The 12,645-nt window shown below is 62.3% G+C and carries 11 protein-coding genes and 1 tRNA gene; 6 read left to right on the top strand and 6 right to left on the bottom strand.

The genetic code is table 11. From position 1 onward, the window contains the following. The first annotated feature begins 4 nt into the window (after window positions 1–4). The 4 genes from LY254_RS01625 (at window position 5) to LY254_RS01610 (ending at window position 3,326) form a co-directional block, all read left to right on the top strand. A complete protein-coding gene (locus tag LY254_RS01625) occupies window positions 5–478 on the top strand; it encodes a tRNA (cytidine(34)-2'-O)-methyltransferase (RefSeq protein ID WP_247478428.1) in 474 nt (157 codons plus the stop codon). A 155-nt stretch (window positions 479–633) separates the two neighbouring features. Continuing rightward, window positions 634–1,686 carry a peptidoglycan DD-metalloendopeptidase family protein gene (locus tag LY254_RS01620; protein ID WP_247478426.1) on the top strand — a complete coding sequence of 351 codons (1,053 nt, stop codon included), beginning with the start codon at window positions 634–636 and terminating at the stop codon, window positions 1,684–1,686. A gap of 54 nt (window positions 1,687–1,740) precedes the next feature. Beyond that, window positions 1,741–1,814, top strand: a tRNA-Met gene (locus LY254_RS01615). A 303-nt stretch (window positions 1,815–2,117) separates the two neighbouring features. Continuing rightward, window positions 2,118–3,326: a hypothetical protein gene (locus LY254_RS01610; protein ID WP_247478424.1), complete on the top strand. Its 1,209-nt coding sequence runs from the start codon at window positions 2,118–2,120 to the stop codon at window positions 3,324–3,326. 62 nt (window positions 3,327–3,388) lie between these two features. Here LY254_RS01610 and LY254_RS01605 read toward each other — a convergent pair whose 3' ends face one another. The 6 genes from LY254_RS01605 to LY254_RS01580 all read right to left on the bottom strand — a co-directional run bounded on the left by LY254_RS01605 (window position 3,389) and on the right by LY254_RS01580 (window position 10,461). Beyond that, the gene (locus LY254_RS01605; protein ID WP_363159692.1) at window positions 3,389–3,556 is read right to left on the bottom strand and encodes a DUF2811 domain-containing protein; all 168 of its coding nucleotides are present in this window, start codon (window positions 3,554–3,556) and stop codon (window positions 3,389–3,391) included. Between the two features lie 137 nt (window positions 3,557–3,693). Continuing rightward, window positions 3,694–4,008 carry a hypothetical protein gene (locus tag LY254_RS01600; protein ID WP_247478422.1) on the bottom strand — a complete coding sequence of 105 codons (315 nt, stop codon included), beginning with the start codon at window positions 4,006–4,008 and terminating at the stop codon, window positions 3,694–3,696. Window positions 4,009–4,491: 483 nt separating this feature from the next. Next, on the bottom strand, window positions 4,492–5,568 hold the full coding sequence (locus LY254_RS01595; RefSeq protein ID WP_247478417.1) for a DMT family transporter: 1,077 nt from the start codon (window positions 5,566–5,568) through the stop codon (window positions 4,492–4,494). A gap of 27 nt (window positions 5,569–5,595) precedes the next feature. Then, window positions 5,596–6,765, bottom strand: coding sequence for an efflux RND transporter periplasmic adaptor subunit (locus LY254_RS01590; protein ID WP_115070378.1), 1,170 nt, complete (start codon window positions 6,763–6,765; stop codon window positions 5,596–5,598). Then, entirely contained in the window at window positions 6,762–9,893 is a 3,132-nt protein-coding gene (locus LY254_RS01585; protein WP_247478416.1) for an efflux RND transporter permease subunit, read from the bottom strand. Before LY254_RS01585 ends, LY254_RS01590 begins: the two co-directional genes overlap by 4 nt. Beyond that, on the bottom strand, window positions 9,886–10,461 hold the full coding sequence (locus tag LY254_RS01580; protein ID WP_247478415.1) for a hypothetical protein: 576 nt from the start codon (window positions 10,459–10,461) through the stop codon (window positions 9,886–9,888). The genes LY254_RS01585 and LY254_RS01580 overlap by 8 nt, the downstream gene beginning before the upstream one ends. 107 nt (window positions 10,462–10,568) lie before the next feature. Between LY254_RS01580 and rppA the strand changes: the two genes are divergently transcribed. Together rppA and LY254_RS01570 are read left to right on the top strand one after the other, a co-directional pair. After that, complete coding sequence (gene rppA, locus LY254_RS01575) at window positions 10,569–11,279, top strand: two-component system response regulator RppA (RefSeq protein ID WP_247478414.1); 711 nt, start codon at window positions 10,569–10,571, stop codon at window positions 11,277–11,279. A gap of 74 nt (window positions 11,280–11,353) precedes the next feature. Further along, on the top strand, window positions 11,354–12,607 hold the full coding sequence (locus LY254_RS01570; RefSeq protein WP_247478413.1) for a cell wall metabolism sensor histidine kinase WalK: 1,254 nt from the start codon (window positions 11,354–11,356) through the stop codon (window positions 12,605–12,607). The last annotated feature ends 38 nt before the right edge of the window (window positions 12,608–12,645 follow it).

Genomic DNA, 12,645 nt, shown 5'->3' with positions numbered 1-12,645 from the left:
TGCCATGCCCAGGGTGGTGCTGTTTCAACCGGAGATTCCACCGAATACGGGGAACGTGGCCCGCAGTTGCGCAGCGACCTGCACCGAACTGCATCTCATCGAGCCCTTGGGCTTTCAGATCGATGACCGAACCCTGAAGCGGGCCGGTCTCGACTATTGGCCCTGGGTTCAACTGGAGCACCACGCCAACTGGGAGCAGTTCCTCGAGACGCGGCGTCAGCGCGGCGGCCGCCTGCTCGCCCTCAGTCGCCACGCCAGCGAGCCGTACCACCGCATTCAGTACCGAGCGGATGACTGGCTGCTGTTTGGCCGTGAGAGCAGCGGCCTGCCCGGGGAGCTCCTAGAGCACGTGGACCAGCGACTTTTGATCCCCATGCCGGGCTCGGTGGACCAGGGCGGCGGGGTGCGAAGTCTGAATCTCGCGACATCGGTGGGTGTTGTTCTCTTCGAGGCACTCAGGCAACTCGAAGTGGGCTAACCCACTGCAGGGCAAGGGGTCTCAGATCGAGATTGAGTTGTGGTCGACCCAGAAGTTGACCCTTATGACTTGCGCGGGTACCGGCCAGTCGTTAATCTCGCGCCGTCCGGAGGATGTTGGCTTCTCCACCGGGCTTTGACCTTTGGCCAAACTGGATGAAGCCTGTTCACTTTCTACTGACGACGGCAGCCAGCACTGCAGCCCTTGGGGCTGCCGGCACCGTTGTCGCCCCCTCCCTGGCCGACTCCAAGTCAGGGATGCTTCCTCAGCTCTCAGCTCCACCCGCCATCAGTGCAGACCTGATTGCTGCCGCTGAGACCAGGCCCAGCTCCGAGAAGATCTGGGTCAAAGCCCGTCAAGCCATCACCCTCAAGCACCTCGCCAGTCAGCTGGCGCAGGACGAGACGCTGATCAGCCAGCTCAACGACGTCAAGGCCGATCACGTCTTTGGCCGCAGTGAATGGATGGTTCTCCCCAGCACCGCCATCAAGCAGGTCAAAACGGTTGCCGCCGTTGACACGTCTGAACTGCGGCGCACCCCACCCCTTGAGGCACCGCCAGAGCCCAGTGAGACCGCTCGCATCCGACGGGGTGACACCACCTTGGCCAAGGTGGCCCAGCGCTACAACCTCAGCATTCAGAAACTCCTGAAGCTGAACCCCGGTCTTCGGGGAGCCCAGCTGGTTGTTGGCACCCCAATCCGTATCGCCCAGGCCAATGCAGGGCGCAGCCGCATGGTGCTTGGTCTGAAGCCCGTTGGCTCCGGTGGTCTGAGCTGGCCCGACCAACCCGACTTTGGGTTCGGCGACGGAGAGAACTTTAATGACCGTGCCTGGGTCTGGCCCACCAAGGGCATCTTCACCTCCGGCTATGGCTGGCGTTGGGGACGGATGCATCGCGGCATCGACATTGCCAACAACATCGGAACGCCGATCGTTGCTGCGAAATCAGGTCAGGTGGTCTCCGCTGGCTGGCATGGCGGTGGCTACGGCTATCTCGTTGAGCTGCGGCATGCCGACGGAACCTTGACCCGATACGGCCACAACAGCAGGATCTTGGTTCGTGCTGGTCAGGTCGTGCCCCAGGGCAAGGTGATCTCCCTGATGGGCAGCACCGGGCGGAGTACAGGTCCCCACCTGCACTTCGAAATCATCCCCGCCGGCCGTGGAGCGGTGAATCCGCTTCAAATGCTTCCCCCTAGGGCCTGATCGCAGCTGCGAACAGGGTTTCGGCACGGCGATCCTCTACAATCACCTCACCGCGGCTCGGTAGCTCAGCTGGTTAGAGCGTGGGATTCATAACCCCAAGGTCGGGAGTTCAAGTCTCCCCCGAGCCATCGCTTATTGCCTCGCTTCGGCGGGGCTTTTTGCTGTCTGGGACTGGGTTTTCAGGGATTCCACAGCCGGGACCATTCTGAGCCACTTGTGACGACTTGGGGCTGCTTGTAGCCAAAACGTGCTGACTACTCAGCACGTTTCTGGGGAACACTCACAGGGTCCTGCGGCGCACCCGAGCCATGAGTGAGACCGGTTTGCAACCAGCCCCCTTCTGGGAACAGTGCGTCCATGAGCTGAAGATCCGCCACTCGCGCTTCCGGCTGCGTAGGCATGCAGCCAGCCCATACATCTACGTACGCGAGATGGAAGGCGGTCGTAAGGTCAACGAGTTTTCGCTCAAGCCGAAGCGCTGGTGCAGTCGAGACGACATCGAGGAAGCACGCGATCTCTGCATCCAGGGCCATCGGCAAGGCAGTTGGCCGACGCCACAGAGCCGCCGAACTGTTGCCAGCGGGTCTGACTGGTCCGAGCTGGCGGAGGCCTGCATTGCCGATATCAAGCTTCGGATCTGCAAAGAGGGCAGCCGGGCCCACTCCATCAATGATCTGCGCAAGAGGATTGCCCAGTTCAGAGGCCCCGTCGAAGCCAGGCGACTTCAGGCCTGGGTGCTGGAACACGACCCACGCCTCCAGCTCAAGAGCTTCAACCGTCGAATCGAGACGCTCTCCCAGATTCATCGCAGTGGGCAGATGGACCTGACGGCCGAGCTGCAACGCCTCAGAGACATGCGACCCAAAGGGGCCGCGGAGAAGATCCGCAAGGCGTCCTCAATGCGGGTGCGGGTCATTCCGACTGATGAGGACCTCCAGCACTGGCTGGACCGCCTGGAGCCATTTCACCAATGGGTGTTCGGCTGTATCGCCACCTACGGCCTCCGTCCCCACGAGCTCTGGCACGCCGAGGGGATCGATCGCCAGGGCTGGATCAGCATCCCCGGTGACATGAAGACCAAGACCAGCGAGCACTTCGCTCCTGCCATCCCGGAGGCCTGGGTGGAGCGCTACGGCCTGCGGGAGAACTGGGACCAAGTCCACGGCCAACTCAACGCCCGCTGGAAGGTGCGGTTTGCGGAGGTCTCCGGCGTGAAGATCGCCGTGAACAATGTGGCTGTTTCGAACGCGCTCTACAAGGAATTCCAGCGGAAGGGTCTGAAGAAGCTTTGGGCCCCGATCGCGGACGGAGAAGGGATGGATTGGGTTCGGCCGTATGACCTGCGTCACGCCTACGCCATTCGCTGTGCCACCTCGGTCGAGACAGCGGAGGCTTTTGACGACGACATGGCCACCTGGATGGGCCATGGCGTGGATGTGCATCGCCGCATCTATCTCCGCTGGCTGAGCTCCAGTCGGCGTAAGGAAGCGCTGCAGCGACGCAGAGGTCAGGGGGTGGCGGTGAACGCGATCCAGTCCCACACCGCACCAGTGGCGCTACCGGATGACATCACACCGGATCTTCTGGAGATGGCCCGCAAGCTGAAAGCGGCGGGTCTGGTATCGACCTCAGCGGGCTAACGCGTGACTTCATCTGGCTTGCGGAAGAGCCCGTCGAGGTAGTGACGCACGACCGGGTTCTCTTAGCAGCCCTGCTGAAAGAGGAATCCGGAAACGGCCGAATGCATCAGCCGGTATTGATCCCATTGGGGGTGGCGCTCAATGAAAGAAACCATCGCGTCGAAGAGATCGGCCGGCAATTGGTTTTCCACACTGATGTGTGGTGCCATTGCATCAGGAACCTCAGCCAACCACCACCTCAGAACAAGCACCGACCCATCAGCGCACGGAGACCAGCCAAACGTCAAAAGAAAGGAATTGCGATCACAGCCCGATTGGACGCGAATGGACCTTGACGCGCGCGGGGCAGAGGCAGTCAAGACGAGGTCTAGAGCTCCTCCTCCCACAGCCCCATCCGCGTCAGCCAGGCCTCCGATTGCTCAAAATTCCAGCCGTGATCGGCCTCCAGTACATCGGCGATGGCGACCATCAGGTCAAAGGCATGGCCGTCGTAGCCGCCGCAGCGCAGTGCCTTGAGCTGCAGGCTCTGACCCAATTGCAGTAGGTCCAGCTCAGCGAGCCAGTCACCCTGCTCGAAGGCCTCGAGGGTGTGCTGACAAGGCGCCGAGGCCTGGGGGAGATGGGGGGTGACCAGGGGCAGTAGAGCCCTGGCACCAAGAACGAGACGCTTGAAAAAGTCCATGCGGGACGAGGAAACAACCCAGAAGGGTTCCGTCCGCAATCCACTGTCCAAACCTCAACTCTTGTGCACCAGCGACCGCGAGGCAATGGGTGCTTACTCGGATTGCAGATGCCCGCAGGGTCAGTGAATCTGGAGAGACCAACACAAGGAGGCGCCACCGATGGCTGACACCCCACCCGAGCAGCACAAGAAGCACGCTGACTGCAGGCCCCTGCTCCAACAGTCTTCACCCAACCGTGGGCGGGTCGTTCAGCCGGGCATGTCGAGGAAGGGCATCAAAAGCCGCCTCACTCTGTACGCCTGACTGATCGACACTCCGTTTGCGCCGCCACAGGTGCCCCAGGAGATCAAAGCAACCCACACCTGGAACGTTCGGCCCCAGGTGCCAACGCCAGCAGCTTCGACCGATCATTGCCATTGGAATGGTGATTCACCCTTGACCCTCGGGCATTGCTCGGGGGTTTCTGGTGGCATGGTGCTTGTTCAATGTGGATGCCTGTGGTGAACATCGCTCACATGCGGGTGTGCATGGGCGGTTTGGGAATGCTCGTGTTCATGGGCATGCCAGAAGGGGTGATCGGTGTCCATCCCCTCGAGCTCCTGCGGGCTGTGCTCGTGCTCGTGGTGGAGATCGCCTGCTGCTAGGTCATGGCAGTGGCGATGGTCGTGGCGCAGCGCATGATGCTGATGCCAGTGGCTGTGTTCTTCCCTCAGCAATAGAACGACGCCTGACCCCATCAATCCGGCGGCAACACTCAGGTTCAGCGTGAAGGAATCACGCAGCACCACAAGCGCAAACAAGGCGCCCACAAAAGGCGCTGTGGAAAAGATCACGGCTTCCCGCGCTGCACCCAGATCCCGCAACGCCAGGAGATCCAGCCAGATCGAAAGGCCGTAGCCCAGTGCACCGACAAGCAGCAAGGCCGCGCAGACGGTGGCAGGTGGAAAGGGATGCCCCAGGACCCAGGCAAGAACGAGCATGGGCAGCGATGCACCCAGTGCCTTGACGGTGGCAATCTGAATCGGATCGCGCAGACTCAGGCGTTGGCTGAGGTTGTTGTCGATCCCCCAGGCCAGGGTCGCCAGAGCGATCAGGGCAGCTCCGGTGGCATTGACACCGCCGAGTGATCCATCCGAAAGAACGATGGCCCCAGCGATGGTGAGCGCTGCTGCCGCAGCGCCGCGTTTGCCGAGATGTTCACGCCCCACCAGAACAGCGATGGCCAGGGTGAAGACGGTCTCAAGGTTGAGCAACAGTGAACTCGATGCGGCTGGTAACCGCGCCAGGCCGTGAACCAGGGCAACGGGCCCGACGATCCCGCCCAGAAGGATCAACCCAGCCAAGGCAGGCGCATCACGCCGTTGGAGGGGGCTTTCATCCTGGGTTCGGCCTTTCATCAGCCGAACAATCGCCAGAGCCAGAGTCGCCCCTGCGTAGAGCAACCCGGCAATGCTCAGGGACGAACCGCTGGCCGTGAACGTACTGATCAGTGGGGCGCTGCATCCGAACAGCACGGCCGCAGCGAAGCCAGAGAGTTGACCGCATCTCAAGGATGCCATCGGTTTGATCGGGTTGCTGAACTTCACTCAGTTCTGGCTGCTGTCCTTGGAAGCATCCAGTGCGTTGCGCAACATCTGCGTGTTGCCTCTCAGGAGCACATCACCTTGACGAACACCCTGAAGGATTTCCGCTTGCCCCGCCGTTTGCTGGGCCACCACCACAGCAACCTGTTCCACAGCCCCCCGTTGATAGCGAAAGACCACCGGTGATCCATTGATCAGGGCAATGGAATCCTGCGGAACAATGAACCGTTGCTCGGAGGATGGGATCTGCACAAAGGCCGTGATAGCTGTTCCGATCGGTGGGAGTTGAGCATCAATAGGTTGCGCGCGGAGCAGCATCACGCGCCCGGCGGTTTGCGCATCAGGTGCCACAGCGATCACCCGTGCCTGCAGCGTCTGAGCTCCCGCTCGAACGCGCAGCAGCTGTCCGGTCCTGATGTTCGTGGCGAGTCCCGGTGACACGAGGAAGCGAAGCTCACCCCCTGTGACATCACTGATCTGGGCCACGTCTTCCCCCACAGACAGGACGGCACCGGGTGAGGTGCTCACAGCAGTGACCTGACCGGCAATTGGACTGCGAATCAACAGACGCCCTGAATCATCAGGCTTCCCTAGCGCTGAAGCCTTGGCAGCGGCTGCCCTGGCTGTCGTCGCGGCTGTAACGCTGGCGATGCGGCGGCTTTCCAGCTCCTGGGTCGAGAGTGCACCTTGCCGTGCCATGGGTTCGGCAAGGCGGTACAGGTATGCGAGCGAGTGCGCCGTGGCCTGCGCTGCATCGGCATCGGCGCGTACAGCAGCCGCATCAGCGCTTTGGACTTCAGCGATCGGTTCGCCAGCACGAACACGGGTGCCCGGTGACACCATCAGACGTAAAACACGTCCCGCCACAGGCATCCCCACGCTTGAGCGCGACGATGTTGCTGCTTCAACAAAACCAGTGATCGGACGTTCCGTGCCCGAGCTCAGTTCGGGGCGAACAGTGGTCAATCCCAATCGCCGAAGCTGGTCTTCGCTGAGAGCCACGCTGCCATTGGCATCCGCACGGTCCATCGCCGCAACCGATGGCGCAGAGACCGGCCGGCTGCTCTGGCGACCCACACCGATTCCAACCAGCAGAGATGCGGAGATCGCCAGAGGAAGAAGCACGCCGGGTTGGCGCAGGTGATGCGTGAGGTGGTTAAGGCTCAGGTTCATGACGGGAGAGAGGCAAGAGACGACGCCGAACCGTCGCGGGCGGGCAGCAGCCAATGGCCAAAGCGTGCATAGAGCGCCGGGAGCACCAGCAGGGTCAGGGCCGTGGAGGTGATCAATCCACCGAGCACCACCACAGCCAACGGTTGCAGGATTTCATTCCCGGCCCCGAAAGCGAGTGCAAGAGGCAAGGCTCCGAGTGCCGAGGAGAGGGCTGTCATCAGGATGGCGTTGAGGCGCTCCAGGCTTCCCTCACGGATCACCTCGCCCAGGGGTTGCCCTGCGCCGTGGCGGCGGTTGTAGTTGTCCACCAGCAACAACCCATTGCGCACGGCGATGCCAAACAGCGTGATGAAGCCGATCAACGAGGCGATCGATAGCACTCCTCCCGTGAGCAACACCGCCACCACACCTCCGATCAGGGCCAGGGGCAGGTTGAGCATGATCGCCACTGTGGCGGGCACTGATTTCACCGAAATCACCATCAGCACACCGATCACCACTGCGGCAACAGCGCTGTAGAAGACCAGAGACGCGGTTGCCCGCTCTTCTGATTCAAATTGACCGCCATAGCGAATGGTGTAGCCCTGAGGTAAACGCACATCCCGGGTGATGGTGCGCTGAATATCTTTCACCACACTGCCAAGGGGCCGACCGTTGACATTGGCCGAGACCACAATCAAGCGGGAAACATCTTCTCGGTTGACGATGTTGGCCCCCAGACCTTCCTCAACCCAGGCAACACTGCCGAGAGGAACGGTCATGCCATTGCTGAAGGCCACCGGCAACGAGCGGATGGCCTCCAGGTTCTGGCGAGCATTCTCCTGAAGCTGCACGAGCACATCGCTGCGCACACCCCCTTCCACCACGTGGCCCACCACCTTGCCGTTGAGCGCGATCTCCACTGCTTGCGACAGCTCCTCCACCGTGAGCCCGAGCGCCGCCGCGAGCGGGCGGTCGTAGTGGATCTGCACCTGGGGAATCGGCAGCTGCGGTTCCAACTGCAGATCCACCACTCCATCAATGGGTTTGATGGCCTTCTCCACCGCCTCACCGATGCGGCGCAGTTCGCCTAAATCGGTGCCGTAGATCTTGATTGCAATGGCACTGCGCACCCCCGAGAGCACCTCATCCATGCGATGCGAGATGAAGCCGCCGATGTTGGGCGCCACACCGGGCAGCTTCTGAAACGCCTGCCGCAGCTCGGCGATGGCAGCGGGCCGATTGGCCATGGCTTGATCGCTCAGTTCCACATCCACATGAGCCAGGTTCACGCCGGCCCCATCGGCATCACCGGGAGCGCGGCCCGTGCGCACCTGCACCCACTCAAACAAAGGGTTGTCTTGCAGGGAACGGGTCAGTGCAAGCCCCGCTCGGTTGGTCATCTCCAACGACACACCTGGATACAACACCATCGAATTCACCAATGACTTTTCGCGGAATTCCGGAAGAAAGACCCGCCCCAAGGCCGGCAAGATCAGGGTGGTTGCCACGATCAGGGCCAGTGCGATCGCCAGCACCCGCTGGGGTGAGCGCAGGACTAGATCCAGGATCGGGCGGTAGAGCCGCTCGGCCTGGTTAGCCAGCCAGGTGTTCTCCTCTGGCAGCTCCGCAGGCGCAAGCAGGATCGCGCACAACGCGGGTGACAGGGTCACCGCCACCAATGTTGAGGCCGCGATGGAGAGAAGATAAGCCAGGCCCATCGGCGCAAAGATGCGCCCTTCCACGCCGGTGAGCGAAAAGATCGGCGCAAACACCACCACGATGATCACGGTGGAGAACAGCACGGGCTGGCGCACCTCTACCGAGGTGTCGAACACCACCTGCAGGGGCGATTTGGGCGTGTCGCTGGCCCGGTTGCGGCGCAGCCCCCGATAGCAGTTCTCCATGTCGACGATCGAGTCGTCGACCACCGAACCGATCGCCACCACCAGCCCACCCAGGGTCATGGTGTTGATGCCCAGGCCCAGGCTCTTCATCAACATCAGGCCAATCAGCAGTGACAGCGGAATGGCGCTGAGGCTGATCACGGCGGCGCGCCAGTTCATGAGAAACAGCACGATCACCACCGAAACGATCACCACCCCCTGGAGCAGCGACTCGCTCACATTGCGGATGGCACTATCGATGAAATTGCTCTGACGAAATGTGGTCTGGACCTGTACATCGTTAGGCAGCGTGCGGTTCAACTCAGTCAGCCGCTGCTCCACCGCCCGAGTCACGGTGGGTGTATCCACATCGGGCTGCTTGATCACCATCAGCACAACGGCGGGATTTCCGTTGAAACTGGCATCACCGCGTTTGAGCGCCACACCGCGCTTCACCTGGCCCAAGGTGGAGAGCAGTACCGGGCGTCCCTGCTCGCTCTGCACCGCCGCATCGGCGAGATCACTCACCTGCGTAACCTGAGCCAGGGGGCGAATCAACCGCTCCTGGCCACCCCCGATCAGGAAGCCCCCAGGGCTGGTAGCCATCGCCGAGCCAACACCCTCCATCACCGCCTGGAGCGAGACAGCCTGAGCCTGCAGCTCCTGGGGATCAAGCAGCACCTGAAACTGCTGCTCATCGCCGCCGTAGATCGTGACCTGGGCGACGCCGGGCACCGCCAGGATTGACTGGCGGTAAGAGCGCAGGATCAGCTGCTGCAGATCCATGAGCGATGTGGCGCCATCGCCGGTCACCGTGAAGGCAACCTGCAGGATCGTGCCCAGTGGCGAGACCAGTGGGGAGACCTCGGGAGCGTCGGCGTTGGCGGGCAGCTGGGCGCTCACCTGTTGCAGCCGCTCCGCCACGGATTGGCGGGCGCGGTAGATGTCGGCGTTCTGGTTGAACACCACCTGCACCATCGACAAACCCGGCTTGGAGGAGGAGCGCACGGTCTCCACCCCGGCAATGCCATTCACTGCCGATTCGATCGGCAGCGTGATGCGGGTTTCCACTTCCTCTGGTGAGAGCCCAGCGGCGCTGGTTTGCACATCCACCTGCGGCGGCGCGAAGGGGGGAAACACATCCAGGGGCATCTGGCTCACCGCCAGCAGGCCCCAGAGGCTGATGGCGATGGCTGCGGCAACGATCAGCCAGCGGCGAGCGATCGAAAACCGCAGCGTTGTGTTGAGCAACCGCTCAAGCATCCGTCTTCCTGCGGCGGGTCAGCCAGATGGCACCAGAGGCGAGCACCACAGCAGCGCCAGCTGCTAGGGCCGGGACGGGCAGAGCGGACTCGCTCGCCATTGTGCGCTCCTGTTGCGGAGCGGGTTTGTTGTCTGCTGCCGGCTCAGCCTGTTGTGTCTTTTTCGATTCCGCGTAGAGCGAGAGGGCGCCGGAGATCACGACCTCGTCGGTGGGATCAAGGCCCTCGCTGATCACAACCCGGTCGCCCTGCCTGCCCCCCGTCACCACGAGCACGGGGTCGTAGGTGGTCTGGGTCTGCACGAACAGCAGTGGCTTGCCGTTGGCGTCGACCAGGGCGGTGGAGGGAACCGACAGCCCATCCGGCCCGTCTTCCGGCGTCGCCGTGGCCACCCCCAGCAAGGCATCGGTGTCGGCGTTGCGGCGCACCTGCCGCGCCTCGCCCTGCTGTTGAAATTCATCGCCATGGCCCACATGCGCCAGGGCCAGGGGCGTGGCGATGGGCGCTGCGAGTAAGGCTGTGGCAGCAAGGCTGGCGCTGGCCGCCAGCTGCAGGATTCGGGGAAGCAAAGGCCTGGGGAAGCACTGGATAGGCGGAAGTTGGCACAACCGGGATGAAAAACAGATGAAATCCACTGCCCTCACTAAGATCTGTGCCCTGTTGATCCGCCACGCCGATGCCCATGCGGATCCTGTTGGTGGAGGACGAGATGGATCTAGCGCGATCCATCCAGGCAGTCCTGGAGGGCCAGGGCCATGTGGTGGATCACTGCGTCAGCGGTCAGGACGGCTGGGTGCTTCTGGGGAGTGATCAGGCCCACTACGACCTGGGAATTCTTGATTGGATGCTCCCGGAGCTCAGCGGCCTCGATCTGTGCAGGCGAACGCGATCGCGGGGCCTGGCGCTACCGCTCTTGCTGCTCACGGCCCGTAACGAAACAGCCGACCGGGTTGAGGGCCTGGATGTCGGCGCGGACGACTATCTGAGCAAGCCCTTCGCGATGGAGGAGCTGCTCGCACGGGTACGGGCGTTGCAGCGGCGACAGCCCAGCTATCGGGCGCCGCTCCTGGAAGCCGGTTGCTTCCGGCTGGATCTCGCCGCGGGGCAGTTGCTCGTGGCAACAGCCGCAGCTGAGGTTTGCATTGAGCTCTCCACGAAAGAGCAGCAACTGATGAGCTATTTCCTGGAACACCCCGGTGAGGTGATTTCCGGCTCACGCTTGCGCAACCAACTGTGGAATCTGCAGCAGGATCCCATCAGCAATGTTGTTGCCGCCCAGGTGCGATTGCTGCGGCGCAAGCTTGCTTCTCATGGGCTTGCTTCTCCGATTGAAACCATACCGAGTAAGGGGTATCGGCTGAACCCGCATGCTGCGGTGTTGCTGTGATGACCATCCAAACGCCAGCGCATCGCCTGTTATTTCAAGCTCGATTGAGACTGGCGGGACTCTCCTTGCTGGTGATGGGTGCACTCCTTTACGGCGCGGGGTTCGCGATGGGACGGCTGTTGCTGCAGAGCCAGGACAGCGCCATCCGGCGTGAACTGCAAGCTCTTGCCGGCACCCTGCACGACAGTCTCAAGCCTGTCCTGCTGCCGCAGGCGGCCCGGCCCACGCCCGCACTTGTTTCGGTTCTACCGGGCCTCTGTATTGCAGGAGAGCCTTGCAAGGCACCGGATTCATTGGTTGAACGCCATGCCATCAGTGCCACCGATTCCGACCGCTACAAGCTGCGTGTTCTCGATCCCAACGGTGCTCTGCTGGCCAGCTCCCCCGGGGCTCCGATCCTGCTCCCGCCAGCGGCTGATCAAGGTTGGCAGCTCACGCAAGAACCCGCTGGCCGGCGCTGGCTCACCTACTCCATTCATCTGCATCACTCCAACAGCAACAGAGAACCCGTCTGGGGATTCCTTCAGATTTCACACAGCCTGAACGATCTGGACCGGGAAGCACAACAGCTGGTGTGGTTGGGACATGCTGTCTTCCTCGTTGCGCTGCTGGCCATGGGCGCTGCCAGCTGGTGGCTGGCTGGATTGGCGATGGCACCATTACTGGAGGCCTATCAGCGACAGGAGCAGTTCAGCGCCGATGTGGCCCACGAATTACGCACCCCGCTGGCCAACTTGATGGCAGTGGTGGAGACAGGACGCTGGGATCGGGTGCTGGCCCAGGGCCGGCGCCTGCAGAACCTGATCGGCGACCTGTTGTTGCTCGCCAGCCTTGAACGACCCTGCGAGCGGGAGCCGGCAACGGTGTGTGATCTCGCCGAGATCACGGCCGATGTGATGGAGGATTTTTCAGAGACAGCTGCGGCTGCTCAGGTGAGCCTGATTCACACGTCATGGATGTCCAGTGCCAAGGTGCTTGGGGCGGAGACAGAACTCAGCCGGCTTGTGATCAATCTGCTGAGCAACGCGATGCAGCACAGCCCAGCAGGTGGCGCGATCGACGTCTCCCTGAAGCACCAGGGTCGCCATTTCCAGCTTTCAATCACCGACAACGGACCTGGCATCGCTGAGGAGATGCAGGGCCGAATCTTTGATCGCTTCACGCGACTGGATCCGTCTCGCTCACGCCTCCAGGGTGGCAGTGGGCTGGGGCTGGCCATCGCGCAAGCCATCGCCGTCCGCCATCGCGCAGCAATCCAGGTGCACTCCAGGACTGGATGCGGCAGCTGCTTCTCCCTGGAGATTCCGGCGGCTGAGCCACCCCATTGACTCTCCACCGACTGGAGTGTTTACGGTGGAAGCAGTCG

The sequence above is a fragment of the Synechococcus sp. NB0720_010 genome, from assembly GCF_023078835.1.
Taxonomy (GTDB): Bacteria; Cyanobacteriota; Cyanobacteriia; order PCC-6307; family Cyanobiaceae; genus Vulcanococcus.
Note: the sequence above shows the minus strand (reverse complement) of the source record. Positions and strands in the feature narration are given on the sequence as shown.